Source organism: Amycolatopsis sp. EV170708-02-1 (assembly GCF_022479115.1).
Lineage (GTDB): Bacteria > Actinomycetota > Actinomycetes > Mycobacteriales > Pseudonocardiaceae > Amycolatopsis.
Genome location: NZ_CP092497.1, coordinates 7,348,576 through 7,367,351 on the forward strand (window position 1 = coordinate 7,348,576; position 18,776 = coordinate 7,367,351).

At 69.5% G+C, this 18,776-nt stretch carries 17 protein-coding genes and 1 pseudogene; 8 read left to right on the forward strand and 10 right to left on the reverse strand.

The genetic code is table 11. The features are described 5' to 3' along the window. Positions 1–28: 28 nt before the first annotated feature. Entirely contained in the window at positions 29–1,228 is a 1,200-nt protein-coding gene (locus tag MJQ72_RS33375) for a protein kinase domain-containing protein (RefSeq protein ID WP_240594998.1), read from the forward strand. Positions 1,229–1,334: 106 nt separating this feature from the next. Here MJQ72_RS33375 and MJQ72_RS33380 read toward each other — a convergent pair whose 3' ends face one another. From MJQ72_RS33380 to MJQ72_RS33405, 6 genes are read right to left on the reverse strand one after another with little or no spacing between them, the layout of a single operon-like run. Next, positions 1,335–3,479, reverse strand: coding sequence for a transglutaminase domain-containing protein (locus tag MJQ72_RS33380; RefSeq protein ID WP_240594999.1), 2,145 nt, complete (start codon positions 3,477–3,479; stop codon positions 1,335–1,337). A gap of 4 nt (positions 3,480–3,483) precedes the next feature. Next, positions 3,484–4,629, reverse strand: coding sequence for a DUF58 domain-containing protein (locus MJQ72_RS33385; RefSeq protein WP_240595000.1), 1,146 nt, complete (start codon positions 4,627–4,629; stop codon positions 3,484–3,486). 20 nt (positions 4,630–4,649) lie between these two features. Continuing rightward, positions 4,650–5,603, reverse strand: a complete 954-nt coding sequence (locus MJQ72_RS33390) for a MoxR family ATPase (protein ID WP_240595001.1) — start codon at positions 5,601–5,603, stop codon at positions 4,650–4,652. A 22-nt stretch (positions 5,604–5,625) separates the two neighbouring features. Further along, positions 5,626–7,722, reverse strand: a complete 2,097-nt coding sequence (locus MJQ72_RS33395) for a fibronectin type III domain-containing protein (RefSeq protein WP_240595003.1) — start codon at positions 7,720–7,722, stop codon at positions 5,626–5,628. 40 nt (positions 7,723–7,762) lie between these two features. Further along, complete coding sequence (locus tag MJQ72_RS33400) at positions 7,763–9,049, reverse strand: sensor histidine kinase KdpD (RefSeq protein ID WP_240595005.1); 1,287 nt, start codon at positions 9,047–9,049, stop codon at positions 7,763–7,765. After that, complete coding sequence (locus MJQ72_RS33405) at positions 9,046–9,717, reverse strand: response regulator transcription factor (protein ID WP_396426894.1); 672 nt, start codon at positions 9,715–9,717, stop codon at positions 9,046–9,048. The genes MJQ72_RS33400 and MJQ72_RS33405 overlap by 4 nt, the downstream gene beginning before the upstream one ends. A 119-nt stretch (positions 9,718–9,836) precedes the next feature. Here MJQ72_RS33405 and MJQ72_RS33410 point away from each other — a divergent pair, with 119 nt between their 5' ends. Further along, on the forward strand, positions 9,837–10,493 hold the full coding sequence (locus MJQ72_RS33410) for a response regulator transcription factor (RefSeq protein WP_240595009.1): 657 nt from the start codon (positions 9,837–9,839) through the stop codon (positions 10,491–10,493). A gap of 151 nt (positions 10,494–10,644) precedes the next feature. On the opposite strand, the gene MJQ72_RS33415 is transcribed toward MJQ72_RS33410, so the two are convergent. Together MJQ72_RS33415 and MJQ72_RS33420 are read right to left on the reverse strand one after the other, a co-directional pair. Continuing rightward, positions 10,645–11,412 carry an AfsR/SARP family transcriptional regulator gene (locus tag MJQ72_RS33415; RefSeq protein ID WP_240595011.1) on the reverse strand — a complete coding sequence of 256 codons (768 nt, stop codon included), beginning with the start codon at positions 11,410–11,412 and terminating at the stop codon, positions 10,645–10,647. 363 nt (positions 11,413–11,775) lie between these two features. Continuing rightward, positions 11,776–12,591 (reverse strand): hypothetical protein, encoded by an 816-nt coding sequence (locus MJQ72_RS33420; RefSeq protein WP_240595013.1) that lies wholly within the window; start codon positions 12,589–12,591, stop codon positions 11,776–11,778. A 206-nt stretch (positions 12,592–12,797) separates the two neighbouring features. Between MJQ72_RS33420 and MJQ72_RS33425 the strand changes: the two genes are divergently transcribed. Both MJQ72_RS33425 and MJQ72_RS33430 read left to right on the forward strand, forming a co-directional pair. After that, complete coding sequence (locus tag MJQ72_RS33425) at positions 12,798–13,691, forward strand: Scr1 family TA system antitoxin-like transcriptional regulator (RefSeq protein ID WP_240595015.1); 894 nt, start codon at positions 12,798–12,800, stop codon at positions 13,689–13,691. Positions 13,692–13,771: 80 nt separating this feature from the next. Continuing rightward, positions 13,772–13,894 carry a DUF397 domain-containing protein gene (locus tag MJQ72_RS33430; protein WP_240601483.1) on the forward strand — a complete coding sequence of 41 codons (123 nt, stop codon included), beginning with the start codon at positions 13,772–13,774 and terminating at the stop codon, positions 13,892–13,894. A 420-nt stretch (positions 13,895–14,314) separates the two neighbouring features. On the opposite strand, the gene MJQ72_RS33435 is transcribed toward MJQ72_RS33430, so the two are convergent. Next, positions 14,315–14,521 carry a DUF418 domain-containing protein gene (locus tag MJQ72_RS33435; RefSeq protein ID WP_240601610.1) on the reverse strand — a complete coding sequence of 69 codons (207 nt, stop codon included), beginning with the start codon at positions 14,519–14,521 and terminating at the stop codon, positions 14,315–14,317. 3 nt (positions 14,522–14,524) lie between these two features. On the opposite strand from MJQ72_RS33435, the pseudogene MJQ72_RS45240 reads away from it, so the two are divergent. From MJQ72_RS45240 to MJQ72_RS33445, 3 genes and pseudogenes are all read left to right on the forward strand, one after another. Continuing rightward, positions 14,525–14,677, forward strand: a pseudogene (locus MJQ72_RS45240) (ATP-binding protein); the annotation flags it as partial. Beyond that, positions 14,674–15,093, forward strand: a complete 420-nt coding sequence (locus MJQ72_RS33440) for a hypothetical protein (RefSeq protein WP_240595016.1) — start codon at positions 14,674–14,676, stop codon at positions 15,091–15,093. The pseudogene MJQ72_RS45240 and the gene MJQ72_RS33440, both read left to right, overlap by 4 nt. 98 nt (positions 15,094–15,191) lie before the next feature. Continuing rightward, positions 15,192–16,697, forward strand: a complete 1,506-nt coding sequence (locus tag MJQ72_RS33445; RefSeq protein ID WP_240595018.1) for a DHA2 family efflux MFS transporter permease subunit — start codon at positions 15,192–15,194, stop codon at positions 16,695–16,697. Here the strand turns inward: MJQ72_RS33445 and MJQ72_RS33450 are convergent. Beyond that, entirely contained in the window at positions 16,681–17,391 is a 711-nt protein-coding gene (locus MJQ72_RS33450; RefSeq protein WP_240595020.1) for a TetR/AcrR family transcriptional regulator, read from the reverse strand. The two genes, MJQ72_RS33445 and MJQ72_RS33450, sit on opposite strands and share 17 nt — an antisense overlap. A gap of 124 nt (positions 17,392–17,515) precedes the next feature. Between MJQ72_RS33450 and MJQ72_RS33455 the strand changes: the two genes are divergently transcribed. Next, entirely contained in the window at positions 17,516–18,763 is a 1,248-nt protein-coding gene (locus tag MJQ72_RS33455) for an MFS transporter (protein ID WP_240595022.1), read from the forward strand. Positions 18,764–18,776 lie beyond the last annotated feature (13 nt).

Below are 18,776 nucleotides of genomic sequence, written 5' to 3' on the forward strand. Positions count from 1 at the left end.
CGCGGTGGAGAGGGGATCCGGCCGTCCTATGAGCACCATCGTGCCCGGCCCCGGCGATACGGTGCTCAAGGTGTACCCGGGATCGCTGGACCGGGAGACCCGGACGGCGCTGGACCGGGAATGGGCCGCGCTCTCCGGTATCGCGTCGATCCTCCCGGTGGAGGAGATCGGCAAGCTCGCCGACGGCCGGACGGCGCTGCGAATGCCGCGCTGTGACCGGTCCCTCGCCACCTTGACGGAACCTCTGCCGGTCCAGGACGCGCTGCTGATCGGTGAAACGGTCGCGCGGGCACTCGCGGCCGCGCACCGGTCGGGCGTGGTGCACGGTTCGGTTTCGCCAGGAAACGTCCTGATCCGGCGCACCGGCGAGCCCGTCGTCGCCGACTTCGGCGTGGCGCTGCGGCGACGGTTTCCCCGTGACCCGCTCCACGGTCTCGAGTTCGCCGCACCGGAGACCGTGCGCGACCAGACCATGGACGAGCGGACCGATCGCTACGGCCTCGGCGCCGTCCTGTACCTCGCGCTGACCGGCGAGCCTCCACACAGGACGGTCGTCGGCGAACACCCCGGGACCCGGATCCACCGCGTGCTCACCGAGCCCGTCGCACCCATCACCCGGCCGGAGGTCCCGGACGAACTGGTGGCGCTCGTCGGCGAACTGCTCGCCAAGGACCCGGACAGCCGGCCGGAAGACCCGGAAACCCGGTTGAAGCACCTGCACCGGAAGCTCACGGCGGCCCACGCCGGCATCCCGCTCGACCTGCCCGCGGAACCGATCCTCGTGCTGGAGCCGTCCCGCCCGGAACGGCCACCGACGGAAACCGCGGCATCGAAGCGGAAGTACGTCATCGCGGCCGCGGTCCTCGCCGGGATCTGCGGCGCTGTCGCCGTACCGTGGCTTCTGTCCGGCCGCGGGGAGCCCCCTTCGGTGGCGCCGACGACGGCCGCTCCCCCATCGAGCGGGGTCGAGATCGACCTGGCCCCGCCCGTCGACCACGAAACGTACGTCGAGCTGTCGTGGACGTCGAGCGCCGAACTGGACTTCGCGATCATCCTCGCCGAGGAAGGCAGGGCGGAGCCTCAGGTGATCCTGACGCAGCGGACCAAAAAGCGGCGGGTCGAGGTCCGGCCGGGCCTGCGGTACTGCTTCCAGATCCAGGGCAGCAGCCCGCAGGGCACCTACGAGAGCGAATTCCGGCCGCTCCGCGGCGCCGTCTGCAAGACCTGAGCCGCAACATGCCTCCCTCCGGTGGTTTCGCGTGATCAGACGGACGGCACACGTGATCAGATGGACGACTCGCGTGCCGTCCGCCTGATCACGCGTGCCGTCCGAGTCAGGCGGCGCGCGGCGGGAACAGGACGCGGACGTTGACCGCCGCGCGCAGCCTCGCCGCCCAAGACCGCCGCCGGAGTCCTTTTCGGACGGTCCGCACCGCGGCCCACGCCTCGTGGGCGACGTCCGGAGCCGTCCCGGACCACAGCGCGGCGTCGACGGATCTCGCCAGCGAGTGCAGTCCCTCCACTGTGGACTGATCGCCGAAGACCCCAGCCGTGGCGGCCAGATCCCGCACGGTCATCCCGGCGGTCACCCGGAGACCGTGCGCCCGCAGGCGGTCCCTGGCCTCGGCCCAGGCACCGATCACCGCCGCCCGGCCCTCCTTGCGACGGCGCCGCCAGGCGCGGAACGCGGTCACCACGGGAACGCCCGTGCCCCAGAGCACCAGCAGGATCCCGAGCCCGATGCCGGCGATGATCGCCGGTGCCCGCCAGTCCCCCGCACCCGGGGCGGTGTCCTCTTCGGACTCTCCGGGCGGCAGCGGCGGGTTCTCCAGTTTCTGCACCGGTGGCAGCTGGGTCCGCACCTCCGCCACCGCGGCGGCGATCCCTTTCGCGGCCCCGGATCCACTCTGCTCGGCGGTGCCGGACGGGTCGAGCGGAACCCAGCCCACCTTGGCCACGGCGACCTCCGGCCACGCGATGACGTCGGCGTTGCGGACGACGTGCGCGCCGTCGGCTTCGGCCCGGTCCGGCGCGCGATAGCCGACGACGAGCCGGGCCGGGATTCCCTTCAGGCGGGCCAACACCACGTACGCGGCGGCGAACTGCTCGCTCGTACCCCGTTTGTCACCGTCGATCAGGAACCGGCGCAGCTGCGGCCAGCCGTGTCCGGTCGGCAGGTCGTCGCCCGTGGCGAGCCGGTAGTTTCCGGCGAGGTACCGCTCCAGCGCGACGGCGGTCTGGAACGACGGCCGCAGATCGGGCGGCAGCGCCCGGTCGGCGAGTTCGCCGATCTCCGGGGGAACCGTGCCGAGACCGCCGAGACCACCCGGGAGCGCGGGATCCGTTCCGGCGCCCATCAGGTCTTCCGGGCCGACCTGGGGCTCCCACCAGCCGAGGGTGTAGCGGGATCGCGGCGGCGTCTCCGTGGCGACAAGGGTTCCGCGTGTCTCGTCGACGAGCGCGTCGACACCGGTGACCGACGCGGGCGACGTCTGGCCGGGGAGCCACGGTCCGGACGGAGCCGTCATCTCGATCGTGGCCTGGCGCCTGGCGGCCGGGACCTCCTCGCCCGTCCGGGGCGGGATTTCCGCGCCCAGACGGCGGAAACCGCCACCGGGCAGCCAGTTCGAGCCGTCGAACTCGTCCAGCACGGCCAGTGGCCAGCGCCGGGACGCCGGGGTGTCCCCGGTGTAGCGGAACACCTGCGGTGACGGATTCTTGGTCCGGTACGCGATCTCGGACAGCGGGCTCGCGACGGACTCTTCGGCGAGCGGGACGGATTCGTCGTCCTTCAAGGAGTACGCGGGTCGCGCGAGCGGATCGGCCACGGCCAGCGCGAGCGCGCCGACGACGCCGAGCACCACGGCGGGCGCGACCAGTTTCAGCAGCCGGGGCAACGCGGTCCCCCCGCCGCTGACCAGCAAGAGTCCGGCGATGACCGCGTAACCGAGGCCCGTGGCCACCGCTGCGGCACCGGTCACCGCGACGTAAGCCTGGCTCAGCACCAGGACGAGCAGGCCCGGCACGAGGGCGATCAGTGGCCGCCGCAGCCGGTGCAGCAGTTCGATGCCCAGTACGGCGGCGATCAGCACGGCCAGCGGCACGAACGAGATCAGTTCCGGCTCCGGCCGGGCAGGCCAGGTCGTCCGCAGGGTCAGCTGCCAGCCGTCGACGGCTCCGGCGGCGAGCACCGTGAGCGTCTCCCCCGTCGGGATCCCCGCCACCGTCGTTTCCGGCAGCGCCGTCTCGATCACCGCGAGCAGGCCCGCCGTCAGGGCGATCACCGGCCGCCACGGCACGGCTTTCGGGAACCGCCTGCCGAGTTCGGTGACGCCGTACGTCACCAGGACCACCGCGCCGACCGGCAGGAGCAGCGCGGCCAAGCCGAAGACCGGCGCGAAGAGCAGTCCTCCGATCGCCGCCGCGGCGAGCACGGCGACGTCCGCGATCCGCGGGGTCACGACACCAGCTCGTTCCACCGGTTCACCGCCTCGGCCGCGTCCGCCGCACTGACCCTCCGCGCGCGGGGACACCCTCGACGCCGTGCACGCCGAGCCCGTCCATCCCGAGCCCGTGCGTGCCCACCCCGAGCACGTACACCGACGAGAAATGCGGCCGCACGACCGCGAGGCCGCGCAGGTCCGGCCCGGCCCTGCCGGTCACGACGACCAGGCAGCCACCACGGACACCCTTGCGGGACAACGAAACCGGGATCATCGGCCGATCGGCGGCCGGGTCCTGGCCGACCTCGCACAGCACGTCGAGCAGCCGCCTCGCCGCCTGCGCGCCGCCGTAGGTCGTCAGATCCTCGCCGGTCGAGGTGAGCAGGCGGCAGCGATGCCCGGCCATCGCCGCCGCGTTCACCAGTGACGCCGCCAGCTCGGCGGCCTCCTCGAATTCGTTCTCCGACAACACCTTCGCCCGGGTGTCGAGCAGCAGCGTGAACCGCGGATGGTCGGGATCGACGTAGTCCCTGACCATCAACTGCCCCGTCCTGGCCGTGGCCTTCCAGTGCAGGTGACGGACCTCGTCCCCGACGACGTACTCGCGCACGTCCCGCAGGTCCGCCGAACCGTGCAGCGAATCGTCGGTCGTCGGCCCGTCGTGGTGGTGGCGGGGATGCCCGGTCGCGAGCGCGCGCACGGGATGCAGTTTCGGGTAGACCCACAGCGTCGCGGTGTCACCGGCCGGAAGCGGCCGGCGGACCAGGCCGAGCGGATCGGCACGTTCCAGGATCAACGGCCCGACCGTGAACCGCCCGCGCCGCCTCGTCGGCAGTTCGTAGTGGTACGTCGCCTCACCGCCCGGTGGCAGCGGGCGGACCGTGACGGCCAGTTCGGCGCCGTGTTCCCCGTGCTCCCGCGCCGTGAACCCGGCCTGCCGCCGTGTTCCCGGGTTCCCGACCAGCAGCCGGGCCATCGCCGGATGTCCGCGTTCGACGCGGTCCGGGAAAACGTCGCGCCGCACCGCGACCCGTGGGCGCCGGATCGCCAGCGCCACCCCGGCGAGCAACGCGCCCACCGCGGTTCCCGCGAGCACACGCAGCAGGGGGTATCCGGCCACTTCGCCCGCGCCGTACAGCAGCACGGCGGCGACCAGCAGTCCGGTACCGCGTCCGGTGAGCCGCATCCTCATCCGCCCGCTTCGGCTCAGACCGCGTTGATCGCGGGCGCGGGCGTCGCCGCCAGCGCCTCGTCGACGACGTCGGCCGCGGACCGCTGGTTGAGCTCCGCGTCGGCGGTGAGCACCAGACGATGGGCCAGCACCGGTTTCGCGATGGCCTTGATGTCGTCCGGGGTCACGTAATTACGGCCGTCGGTGGCCGCGATCCCTTGCGCCGCACGGACCAGGGCGATGCTCCCGCGCGGGCTCGCGCCGTAGCGGACCGCCGCGTGTTCCCGGGTCGCCGCGGCGAGCCGCACCGCGTACGAACAGATCGCGGGATCCAGGTAGGCGTCCCGCACCTGGTCGATGGCACGGCGCAGGGTCTCCAGATCCACGACCGGGCTCAGCTCGTCCGGGCTGACCCGCGCGCAGTCGCTCATGAGCACCCGGACCTCGGAGTCGTGATCGGGGTAGCCGACGGAGATCCGCATCATGAACCGGTCGAGCTGCGCTTCGGGCAGGCGATAGGTGCCCTCCATCTCGATCGGGTTCTGCGTGGCGACCACGAGGAACGGATGCGGCACCTCGTGCGGCACCGAATCCACCGTCGCGCGCCGCTCCGACATCACCTCGAGCAACGCGGACTGGGTCTTGGGCGTACCGCGGTTGATCTCGTCCGCGAGGACGATGTTGGCGAAGATCCCGCCGGGGTGGAACTCGAACTTCTCGTTGTTCTGGTGGTAGACCATCACCCCGGTCACGTCACCGGGCAGCAGGTCCGGGGTGAACTGGATCCGGTTCCAGCTCCCGCCGATACTGCGGGCGAGACACCGGGCCAGCGTCGTCTTCCCCAGGCCCGGGACGTCTTCGATCAGCAGATGGCCTTCGGACAGCAAAGCCGCGATCGCGAGCCGGACGACGTCCGGTTTGCCGCGCAGCACGCGCTGCACGTTCTCGGCGACCGCCTGGTAGACCCCGGTCGCGGCCGGCTGGTTCATCGTGCCCCCTGTTTCGTGCCCGTCATTTCCAGGTGATCGTCTTCGATATCTCGCTGTAGACCTTCGGTTGCAGCGTGACGGTGACCTCGTCCCCCTTGGCACCGGGATAGCGGAGGAGATCCGTGCCGGTGTTGTGCTGGCCGGTGAGCTTGATCGTGAGCTCCTTGCGAAAGCCGCCGGGCCCGGTGACGACGACGGGGAGCGTGGCGTTCCAGTTCGCGCTCTCGGTGATCGTCCTGGCCACCAGCCGCACCATCCCGTTCCGCTGCGTCACCTCGATGTCCGGCCGCCCCTTCGGCGTCGTCGGATCGTCCCCCGCCGGGCCGTTGCCCGCGGCGCTCGTCGCCTCGACGTAGAACCGGAGTTCAGTGCCCACCAACAGGAAATCGGCCACGTACTGCCGTGCCGACGCCGGGACGGTCGCCTCGCCGCAATCCGGCGGATCATGCGGCTGGTTGATGCCTTCGCTGTCCGGGCACCAGTAGATCCGGTAGCCGGTGATCGGCGAGCCGTTCGCCGTCGCGGGCGTCCAGGTGATGAGCGCGCCGCCGTTGCCCTGCGGTTGCGCGGCGACGTTCCCGGGGGCGCTCGGCGGCTTCGGCACCGCCGGGGTCACCGGAGCGGAACTGGCACCGGGCCCCGTTCCCGCGCGGTTGATCGCGGCGACGGTGAAGACATACGAGGCACCGTTGGCCAGCCCGGTGATCGAGGCCGTCCGCGCGCCGCCGCCGACCGTCCTCTCGCCGCCGGACCAGGTCACCCGGTAGCCGGTCACGGCGGCGCCGTTCGCGGCCGCGGCGTTCCACCGCACGGTCGCGGAGGCGTTGCCCGGCGTGGCCGTCACCGACCGCGGCGCGCCCGGCGGGCTCGCCGCGACGGGCGGTGGCTTCGTCGTCTGCGGCGCGACGGGCCGGTCCGGCTTCCCGGACGGCGCGGGCGGCGGCTGGGGCGGTGTGACGGGTCCCCGCGTGTCCGGAGGGTTCTGGGGCGGCGGAGCCACCGGTTTCGGGTCCTTGGCGGGATCGGGAGCGCCGGTCACCGGGACCTCGTTCACCGCGCCGTCGTGCTCCACCACCAGCACATGGGCACCGTCCACCCCGTCGACGTAGACCTTGGAGTCCTGGCCGCGCACCGGGGGCCTGCCGCCCTCGCCGGGGATCGGTTTCCTGTCCCGCTCCCGGCCGTCGCGGTCGAAGGTGCGCAGTGTCTTGCTGGTGCGGTCGACCACCGCGACGGCGGTCCGCGAGGCGGCGACGCCCGCGTAATCACCCGGCGGAAGGCCGACGGTCACCGGGGCGGTCTTGGCCTGCGGCCCGGCGTCCACCAGATGCAGCCGCGCGCCCTGCGGGTCGAGGATCGCCACCTTGCCCTCGACGTCGTTCGACGCCGCGACCGCGGTCTCCGGGACCTCGACGCCGAGCTTCACCAGATCGCCGAGGCCGGTGACGGCGACCGTCCGCGCGGTGTCGTCGGTGGTGTCCACGAACATCGCGGCGTCGCCGACGACGGTGAGGGAACCCTTGTGCCCCTGGGGAATCACGAACGGGCAGGACAGCCGCTCCGAACCGGGAGCCAGTTCGCACAACAGCCCGGTGTCGAGCCGGTGCAGCCAAAGCCGCCCGTCCGGGGTCGCGACCGGAGTCCCCAGCGGCCCTCCGGCCTTGACGGTGACCGCGCGGTCGCCGAAGCGGCTCACAGTCCCGGCCTCGCGGTAGACGGCGTACGGCCCGCCCCGGACTTCGAGGGTCACCGGACGTTCGGCGGCAGGCGCGGGGTGGCTGCCTTCGACCGACAGCGTCGATTTGCCGAACTCGATGTTCTTCGAAGGGCCGACGACGTATCCCTGCGTCGGACCCTGCACGACCTGGCTGTCCTTGTCGGCGCCGGGGACGCTCACTTCGGCGTCCGCCCGCTTGCCCGACCCGTCGATGTGGAACGCCTTGCCGAGCGCCGAGTTGTAGATCCAGTGGCCGGTCTGGACCAGATCCAGGCCGGGCAGCGGTTTCGCGGCACCCCCCACGGCGATGCCGACCACCGCGACACAGCCCGCGACGATCAACGCGATCGGAGCCCTTGCCCGCCAGCGCGCCCCGGCGGTCCCCTTACCTGCACGGATCACATCCGGCAGCGTAACGCGTTCGTTCGGCGTCATGGCGTGCTCACCGGTCCCCCATGGGCAGGGCGAGCTCGAAGATCGCCCCGCCCTCGTCGCGGTTGTAGATACGCAGCGTGCCGCCATGGATGTCGGCGACCCACTTGACGACGGCGAGGCCGATCCCGGTCGATCCGCCGCCGCTGACGAAGCGTTCGAACAGTTCCGCCGCCCCGTCCGGATCGACGCCGGGACCGCGGTCGGCGATGATCACCCTGCCGTCGAGCACGGTGACCTGGATGTCGGCCTCTTCGCCGGGCGCGCGGCCGTGGTTCAGCGCGTTCCCGATCAGGTTCGCGATCGCGCGCCGCAGCAATGTCGCGTCGCCCTCGACGCGGGTCGGCACGGACGTGACCGAGATCCGGGCGCCGCCGGCGGGCATGTCCTCGACGAGGATCTCGACCAGTTGATCGAGCATCAACGGCTCCATGGCCGGCTTCTCGACCCCGGCGGTGACCCGGGCACGGCTCGGCCAGAGGTCGATGATGTCGCCCATCATCGAGGCGAGCCGGATGGTCCTCGGCAACATCTCGGCCTGCGCCGCCGGGTTCCGCGACGCCGTCTCGGCCAGCGCACGCAAACCGGCCACCGGCGTCTTCAGATCGTGCACGACTCCGTCGAGGAGCTGGGAAACCCCGTCCAGCAACGACTTCTGCTGTTCCAACGCCGCGGTCGCCGGGCGCATGGCGCGGCCCGCGATGAAATACCCGGCGGCGCCGAGCCCGAGCACCAGGAGCACGCAGCCGCCGATCACCAGCAGCGTCCACTCGTCGTGCCGCTCGCCGACGGCCTCGGCGTCGGCCACCACGACGACGGCGCCGACGATCTGCTGCGAGGTGTCCTTGATCGGATCGGCGGCGACGTAGACGGACCGCCCGGCGGCCGTCCTCTCGTAGCCGGTCTTCGAGCGGTTCGTGCCGGTGGCCTCGGCCGCGAGCCGGTTCAGCAGCCCGTCGTCGACGGGGACGCACTCGCGTTCACCCCGGTAGGGCTCGAAGTGCGGCGCGGTACCGGGCAGGACGGCGAACTGCGGGCACTGCTGGTTCACGGTGTCGGTGCCGATGTAGGCGGTGACGATCGCCCCGCCGTCCGCCGCGATGAGCCTGGCCAGCGTCGCGGAGACCTGGCGGACGTCGCTGTCGAGCCGCTGCCTGCCCTGATCGGCGTCCGCCTCGATCAGCAGCCACGCCAGCACCACCAGGCCGAGCGCGTTCATCGCGGTGAACAACAGCGTCAGCAGACCGCGGAGCCGCCGCAGCCGCCCGGTCGAGGTCTCGGTGTCGGTGTCCGTCACGAGAGCCGGAACCCGACTCCGCGGACCGTCTCCACCGGATCGGGCTCGCCCAGTTTGCGGCGCAGCCGTTTGACGACGGCGTCGACGACGTTGGCCACGGGTTCGTTTTCGAGATCCCAGCAGTGCTCGACGAGATCCGCCCGGGACACCGTCATCCCGGGGCGGGTCGCGAGGTATTCGAGGATCGCGAACTCGCGGTTGCTCAGGGAGAGCAGCACACCGCCCCGGCGGACCTCGCAGCGCGCGAAATCGACTTCGAGGTCGGCGTGGCGCAACACCGGCGGCCTGGCACCCCGGCGACGGCACAGGTTCGTCACGCGCGCCAGCAGCTCCGCCATCACGAAGGGTTTGACCAGGTAGTCGTCCCCGCCGTGTTCGAATCCCTCGATCCGGGCGCTGCTCGAATCCAGCGCGGTCAGGAACAGCACCGGCACGGCCCAGCCCCGCCGCCTGCGCTCGTCGACGAAGCCGATGGCGTCGCCGTCGGGCAGCATCCGGTCGAAGACCGCGCAGTCGTGCACCCCACCGGTCGCTTCGAGTGCTTCGGCCGCGGCCGCCAGCGAACCGGCGGCGTCCACGGTGAACGAGGCGGCGCGCAACTCGGCGGACACGGCCATCCGGATGTCTTCGTCGTCCTCGACGACCAGCACCCTCGCGTTCATCGGCATCGGATCCTCGCACCAAAGAGGGAGGTCATGGGGTCACCGTGGGAGATTAGCGTCCTGGGCACAGCGGAACGGGCGATCACCCGGATACGGCCGTCCGGCGGCTCGGCTACCTTGGCCGGGTGCGGATCCTGGTCATCGAAGACGACGAAGCCCTCCGGTCGTCCGTGCACTCGTCCCTGCGTTCCGCCGGGTTCGCCGTGGACGCCGTCGGCGATCTCCGCCCCGCGGACGAAGCCCTGTTCGTCAACGCCTACGACTGTGTGGTGTTCGACCGGATGCTCCCCAGCGGGGACGCGCTGGACTACGTCGAACGGAAACGCGGCACCGGCTGGACCACCCCGGTGCTGTTCCTGACCGCGCTGGGCGATCCCGATCAACGCGTCGCCGGCTTGCGGCGCGGCGGCGACGACTACCTCGAAAAGCCCTTCGCCATCGCGGAAATGGTGGCGCGAGTGCGCAGCCTCTGCCGCCGAGGCCGGGTCCCGCTGCCGTCGGTGCTGCGGGCCGCGGACCTCGAACTGGACACCGGCAGGCACGAGGTCCGGCGCGGCGGCGTCCTGCTGAGCCTGACCCGCACGGAATTCGCCGTGCTGCGATGCCTGCTGGAGAACGCCGGCAGGCCGGTTTCCCGTGATCAGCTCATCAGGGCGGGCTGGGACGAGGTGGCCGATCCGACGTCCAACGTTCTCGACGTCCTGCTGACGAATCTCCGGCGGAAGCTGCTGAAACCGCCGCTGATCACCACGGTGCCGAGAGCCGGCTACCGCATCGGCTGACCTCGCCGTCCGGACGTCATCGCCGCGCAACTCGCCACCTGTCTCCCGCGTCTGGGGCCGATACCACCCGCCACCGGCGGTGAACCGTGCCGATGATGGCGGACACCGGTTCATCGCCGGTTCATTCGAAGCACCTCACCGTCCGGTGCGGTCAGGCGGCCGCACGAAACCCGGTTTCGCGGCCCAGCAACACGGTCCGGTGGGCATCGGTGAGGGCGGCTCCCGGTTCGACGCCGAGTTCCCGCACGATGATCGCGCGGGCCCGGCGGAACGTGGCGAGCGCTTCGCTGCGCTGACCGGTTTCGTTCAGCACCAGGACCAGCCGTGCCCAAGCGTGCTCCCGCAAGGGATCTTCGGCGATCAAACCGTGCAGGAGGGAGATCGCGTCGAGGTGCCTGCCGAGCGCGTGGCTTGCTTCGGCCAGGTCTTCGCGTATCTGTACGTGAAGGCGTTCCAGCCGGGCGACTTCGGCGAGGGCGTCCAGGGATCGCAGGCCCTCGAACGGCGTGCCGCGCCACAGATCCAGCGCGTCGGTGAGCAGCTTGGCCGCCCGCTCGTAGTCGCCGTCGCCGAGGGCGTCGCGGCCCTCCGCGGAGTTGCGGCCGACATGGTGGATGTCGGTCTCGTTGTGGTCGACGACGATCCGATACGCGCCGGGCCTGCTCTCTATGCGGGCGCGGTCCGCCGCGGGCGCCAGTGCGCGGCGCAGTCCGCAGATGTAGGACTTCAGGTTGCCCCTGGCCGACGCCGGAGCGGTCCGGCCATACCAGGCCGCGTCGATCAGCCGGTCCACGTCGACCCACTTGCCGCGTTCGAGCACCAGCGCGGTCAGCACGGTGGCCGGCTTGCCCGGCTTGATCGCGAGTCGTGGGTGGCCGGGTGCGTTGACCTCGATCGGTCCGAGGAGCTGGAAGAGCATCGGATGTCCCCCCGTGGCGTGCTTGTACGGTCTGGGGACAGCGTGCCCGACACGGTATTAGGATTTCGTGACAGTCGCCGGGGGCCTTCGAGCGAGGGCGCTCACCGGGTCGAGGTGGAAGAAGCCCCAGCGCGCGGTGAACCCCTCCTGCAAGGCCTGCCGGAAACTCCGGTGAAGCGTCGGCAGGCTCTTTCCAGGTTTCCGCATGGCCTTCCCGCGGAGCCACCGAGAGTTTCTCGTCCGGCAAGCCGGTCTTCTTTTTAGATCGACCGGATGCCGGATCACGATCGTTCGGGTGACAGCTTCCCGCGTCACTTGCGATCCGCGCCGGCCGCACCTTGTATGGGCGCGGATCAACCGGGCTTATCTCCTCGGGCCCCGTCGTATCGTTCGAGAACAGGACCCATGACGTGGATTTCGCAAGCCCGCGCTCGGGTGGTGAGACTTGATGGAGGCACTACCGAGCAGGACCCACCCTCGCGTTTCCGTCTCCTTGCTCTTGACCTCCAGCGGGGAATATGAGGCCGCATTGCTGAATTCGCTGTGCCGGATGACTTCGGTGAAGAACCACTCGGATCCGATGATGGCCAGGATCGCGGAGCTGTCGGCGAGCGCCACCTTGAGCGATGGTGCGTCGAGAAGCCTGAACGCGTGAATTATCGAGTAGCCCGTGACTCCGTATTCGTCGTAGTTGATCTCTCCGGCGTGCAAGGCGAGCCGAAGGCGCATTTGCTCTTCGCACGGATGAGCCGAATTGTGCCTGGCCAGCTCCAGCGCGAGGGCGGAGGGCAGGCGGTCGACGAACAGGGCCTTCGGGGTCTCGGCGCGGGCGAGGATCAAGATCCCGTCACCGCGGTCTTCGCGATGACAGGAGAGCCATGGGATTCCGACACCTTCGAAGGCCGCCTGCATCGCCCGGTAGAGCCCGCGGCGTATGCGCACCCGGTTCGTGTCGCTGCGGTGGTGTTGCCCGAATCCTTCGATGTCGACCGCGACGATCGTGCAGTGGGTCGCGGCCCGTCCGACCGCCTCGCGGGCCGCGGGGTCGCCGATGTCGAGACTCAGCGTCGCCGGCGACCGCGGGGCGTCCTCCGGCATGGCGGCTTCGGCTTCCGGGGGCGACCCGGACGACAGCGCAGAGGAATGGGCACCGAACCCGTAGTGACTTGGAGTTGACATCTGCTTCCTCCCCGTTGGCGTGCAGCATCGTGGCGGCACCGCCAGGAAGCCAGGCGTCGAGAGGGGCGCCTTTCGCGACCGCGACATGCGACTTGACTGACGGCTTGCCAGGTCGCTTCGAACGATAAGGTGGGGTTACACTGCCTGGCTACACTGCCCGGAGTATCGTGTGGTTACCGTAACCATGCACGTGAATCGTCCCCTGCGTGGTGGCGACCGACCCGAAGGGGGAAGAAGTGCCGGCACCGCCGTCTCCGGTGGTCGCAGCATGGGAGCTCGCTCTTCGGCTCCGCGAGCGCCGCGACCAGCTGAACGTCGACGTCAAGACCATCACCGACGCGCTGGGCTTCTCGCGCAACTACTGGTCCGCCGTCGAAAACGAACGCAAGATCCTCTCCGAAGAGAACCTGATCAGACTGCTGACGCTTCTCGAGTTCGACGACGGCGAACGGCAGGAGCTGCTCGATCTGCGCCAAGTGGCCAAGGAACGCGGCTGGTGGACCAAGTACTCCAGCTTCCTCGGCAGCGAGATTCAACGCATGTTCGGCCTCGAGCTCGGCGCCCACGGCGTCCGCGAGTACGAGAGCCTGATCATTCCCGGACTGCTGCAGACCGCGGACTACGCGAGGGCGATCATGACCCCGGCGGTCGTCGTTCGCCAGGTGGAGGTCGACCAACGGGTCGAGGTCCGCCTGCACAGGCAGCAGCGGCTCGTGAGCGAGAATCCACTTCACGTCACGGCGATCATCAGCGAAGCCGCCCTTCGGCAGCAGATCGGCGGTCCGGCCACCTTGCGAGGCCAGCTCGACCACCTGGCGGACATGATCGAAGGACATCCCGAAAGGATCAGGGTTCGCATCATCCCCTTCACCGCGAGAGCATGCGGACTCTTCGGCGCGTCCACCGTGCACATGATCGATTTCGAGAACCCGAGATTGCCCACCGTCGCTTGGCAAGAGACGGTCACCACCTACGACATCATCGACGATCCGACGCAAGTCCGCGATTTGACACTGACCTACAGTGACACATTCGGGCAAGCTTTAGACGAGCGGCAATCATTAGAGATGATCCGCCATTACGCCAGGGACCTAGATTGAACGGCGCCACATTCTCCTCGACAACGAAGTCATCGGGAGACTGGTTCAAAAGCAGCTATTCGAACGCGACCGGCAGCTGCGTGGAAGTAAAGCTTTCGAGTCATTCTGTATCGCTGCGCGACAGCAAAGATCGCTCGGCGAACCCGCCGGCGATCACCTTCAGCCCGGCGAGCTGGAACGCCTTCTTGAACTCGCTCAAATGAACTTCACGGCACAACCGCTGCCGATTCGCGGCAGCCGGGACGCTCTGCGCGACATGGCGAGATGATTCAAGCCGCCGTCAGCGCGTTGAACGACTGAGGCCGACGTGGACGCGGGCGGGCAGGTGGACGCGGGCGGACGGGCAGGCGGGCGCGTGCGGACGGACGGGCAGGTGGGCTGAAGGGGCCCTTCGTCGCGTCCGACGCGGTGAAGGACGCTTTCGCCCCCCCCGGCAGCCGTGGCGTCTCTTGCGGGTCAGTCTCCGCGCTACGCGTTCTCTTCAGCCGATGCCGGGTACTGACGTCGCGAAAGCCACTTTCGGGACATCTGGTGTCCCGAGAGTGGCTTTCGCGACATGCCTCCTCTGCCTTACCCGCTCGGGATGTCCGAGGCTGCCCGCGTGACGCTCGCGCGTGAACGGGTCACGGCAGTTTCGGAGCGGGGACGACGGTGGTGATCACCTTGTGCACCAGCCATTCCAGCGGGCCGCGCCGGATCCAGCGCCGCCAGAGCACCGACGCCACGAGCGTCATCACCACTATCGCGCGGAAGTACATGAACGAGTAGGTCTGCGGCTGGCCGATCGCCGACTTGTAGATGAAATGCCCCGCGTACCACGTCATCGTCATGCCACCGGGCGCGCCCGTACCCCTGGCAGCGGGCTCGGCTTGGCGATCGCCAGGGAGAACGCCCGCGCGCACGGCGGCGACCTCGGCGCGGACAACATGCCGGGCGGCGGCGCCCGCTTCGTCCTCGAACTGCCCCGGAATCCGGAGGACAGGTGAAACTCCTTCGAGCATTGGCCGTCTGCTTGCTGCTCGCGGGCTGCGGCGTGCGCCCGGACGGGCCGCTGTACTTCGTCGACGCGCAGCAGCGATTGCGGCCCGACGAACGCAAGAGCGGCAGACTGGGTTCGATCGCCGACGCGCTCGCGCTGCTGTTCAGCGGAGCCGCTCCCGGCCAGGGCCTGCACACCGAGATCGCGCCGTCCGCGCTCCCCCGGGTCACCGTGACGACCGAACTCGAACTCGTCCAGCTCACGCTTCCGTTGGCCCGCCGAGAGGTCTCGCCGCTCGGGATCGACCAGATCGTCTGCACCGCGCTCGGCGTCCATGTGCAGGGCGGCGGTGCGCGCACGGCCAAGGTACGGCTCGGGTTCACCATCGGGGACCACCGGCCGCGGCGGTCGGACACGAGTTGAACACCTCGACGCAGCAAGGTTAGCCTAACCTGGTAGACACTGTCTAACACAGGTGGCTAGTGTCGCCATGACGCGCTTCGCGAGCGAGGGGAACATTCATGTCGAGAACGACCAGCGACGAGGAAACGCCGAGTGCGATCCGGCCGTGGCCCGCGTTGTGGACCCTGGTCCTCGGTTTCTTCATGGTCTTGATGGTCACCACCATCGTCCAGGTCGCGACCCCGAACATCATGGCGAGCCTGAACGCCGACCTGAACGCGGTGATCTGGGTGACCAGCGCCTATCTCATCGCGTTCGCGGTCCCGCTGCTGGTCACCGGACGGCTGGGCGACCGGTTCGGACCGAAGAACGTCTACCTCGCGGGGTTGATCGTCTTCACCGCCGCGTCCGCCTGGTGCGGGGCCTCCTCGACGATCGAGACGCTGATCGTCGCGCGGGTGTTCCAAGGGATCGGCGGCGCGCTCATCACCCCGCAGACGATGGCGGTGATCACCCACGTCTTCCCGCCACAGCGCCGCGGCGCGGCCATGGGCATCTGGGGCGCGGCCGGCGGCGTCGCCAGCCTGGTCGGCCCGATCCTCGGCGGACTGATCGTCGACACACTGGGCTGGCAGTGGACCTTTTTCATCAACGTCCCGCTCGGGGCGATCGCCCTTCTCCTGACCCTTCGCCTGGTGCCGAAACTGCCCACGCACCGGCACCGGTTCGACGTCCTCGGCGTCCTGCTCAGCGCCACCGGCGTACTGCTGCTCGTCTTCGGTATCCAGCAGGGCGAGCGGTATCGGTGGGGCACGATCACCGGCCCGATCACCGTATGGACCCTGATCATCGCCGGCGCGCTCCTCATCGGGATCTTCATCGCCTGGCAGGCGGTCAACAAATCCGAGCCGCTCGTGCCGCTCGCGTTGTTCCGTGACCGCAACTTCTCACTGGCGAACCTCGTCATCGCGGCGATGGGCCTGGCGGTGACGGCACTCTCCCTGCCGCTGGTCTACTACTTCCAGCTCGCCCGCGGGCTGACGCCCACCCAATCGGCCTTGATGCTCGCGCCCATGGGTGTCCTGCTGGGCGTACTCGCTCCCCTGATCGGCAAGATCGGCCATCGCGTCGCTCCACGCCTGCTCGTGCCCGTCAGCTTCGCCGCCTTGGCCGCGTCCCTGCTGTGGTACGTCGGCATCCTGTCCGCCGACGTCGGTCTGGGCTGGCTGCTGCTCCCGAGCGCGTTGCTCGGCGCCGCGAACGCGGGGATCTGGGGGCCGGTGACGACAGCCGCGACCCGGAATCTCCCGCCACACCGGGCCGGGGCGGGGGCGGGCGTCTACAACACCACTCGTCAGCTCGGTGCCGTGCTCGGGAGCGCTTGCATCGCGACGGTCATGGAGAACCGGCTCAGCGCGAACCTGCCCATGTCCGCCGGAGCCTCGAACCTCAAGGTGCTTCCGGAGCCCCTGCACGCGGGGTTCACCACGGCGATGGCGCAGTCACTCCTGCTCCCCGCGATCGCCTCGGTGCTGGCGGGCGTGCTGGCTTGTTTCTTCCTGACTCCGAAGCATTCCCAAAGCACGACGGACGCCGTCAGCACGAAGGTCAGCGCGCGCCGATGAGTTCCCTCAAGTGGGCCTCGGCGCCGGCGATGCACCGTTCGATCGTCAGGGTGTAGAAGTCCTCCTCCTGACGTTCGATCGCCGCCCGGTCGCTTTGCCGTTCGCTCGCGATCAGCGCGGCAGTGGCGAGGCCGGGCCGGTCGCGATCGTCGCGATAGGAAGCGAGGAACTGATTGTTCCTGGCACGGGCGTCCGGGAAATCGTCGCGTTCGTCTTCGACCGACACCAGCATGAAAGCCGTGTTCGCCAGGTACCGATAGGTGTCCAGGGCGTGATGCGCGAAGCCCGCGCGCAGCAGCGCCCCGACCCCGGCGTCCAAACTCGACGCCACGGTCGAGACCACCGGCCCGAGCACGACGATGCGCCGGGCGGTGCCGCGATGACGACGGAGGATCGGCCTGGCGTCGTGCAGACTGCGCCGGAACCAGTCCTGCCACGGTGTTTCCGTCGACGGCACCGGGATTTGGGCGACGACGTGTTCGAGCACTCCGTGCATGACGGCTTCACGATCGCCGACGTGGTAGTCGATCACGCGCGGCCAGACCTCGAGCGCCGCGGCGAGCTGCCGGATCGTCCAGCCGTCAAGACCATGTGCACGCGTGAGCTTCACGGCCGCTTCGATGATGTGTTCCGGCTTGATCGGAGGCAGCTGCGCGGCCTGACGGGACACCTTTCGCGTAGCTCGCGTGCTCATCCATCCATCGTAAACCAGCTATTTCCCGATCTCGGTCTTGACGCCCGCCGTGATTATTAGGGTACACTTACTTATTAGACGTGGTCTAATATCTATTAGACGCAGTCTAACAACTGGGGGCTCCGTGAACGCAGGCCGCAAGTATTGGCTGCTGGGCGGGCTGTACATCAGCCAGTACCTGGGGGTCGCTTTCTTCAACGTCGCCCTCACAGCGATCCTTCGCGACCGCGGAGTGGGCCTCGCGAAGATCGCGACGGTGCAGTCGATCGGCCTGGTGTGGATCCTGAAGTTCCTGTGGGCGCCCGCGATCGACCACTTCGGCGGACGGCGGCACGGCCACTACCGCTCCTGGCTGCTGGTGCTGCAACCGTTGATGACCGTCGCGCTGCTGGTCGCGTTGCCGCTCGACGCAGTGAACGATCTGGGCATCCTCATGCTGGTCGTCGCGGCGGTCGGCCTGCTTTCGGCGACACAGGACATCGCCACCGACGCCTTGGCCGTGAAGGTGCTCTCGCCGGGCGAACGCGGAGTCGGCAACGGCGTTCAGATCGCGGGCGGCTACCTCGGCAACATCATCGGCGGCGGACTGGTCCTGATCGTCTACGACCACTTCGGCTGGCAGTGGGCGATCTGCACCCTCGCCGCGGCGACGGCCACCCCGTTCTCGCAGATCCTCCGATTCCGGGAGCCCCCGGCGGCGCATGCCCCCGTGGAACGCGCGGTGCGCTTCGCCGCGATCGTGAGCTTGTTCAGGCAACCGGGAATGGCGGTCTGGGGATTCGTCGTGCTTCCGTTGGCCTGGGCCGGAATCGGCGGCGTCTACGCCTTGATGGCCCCGATGCTGGTGGACGCCGGATGGGGGCTGAGCGACGTCGCCGTCGCGGTCAGCGTCGTCGGTGGCGCGTCCGGGATCGCCGGGGCGTTCCTCGCCGGCGGGACCATCAGGAGGTTCGGCCGCAGGCGCACCTTGCTGACGCTGCTGATCGTGCAGATCCCGGTCATCCTGACGTTGTTGCCGGTGGCACTGGGGGTCTCGCTCGCCTGGGTCGCGGTGATCACGATCGTGCTGCTGCAGCTCATCTACGCGGCGACGCTGACCCTCATCTACGCGGTCGCGATGGACTACAGCCGGCATTGGTCGCCAGGTACCGACTTCACGGTGATGTCCTGCTTCGCGTCCCTGATCGGCCTGCTCGCCGGCGCGGGTTTCCTGGCCGCGGCGGGATCGTTCGGCTACCCGCTGATGATCGGTGCCGGTGCCGTGCTGGCCGCGACGGGGGCGGGCGCTGTCGCACTGTGGTTCACCGAACGCACCCCCCACACACGAATCGGCACGACGGAACCCGCCTTGGCGACGAAGGAGATCCGATGACATCGACGAACAC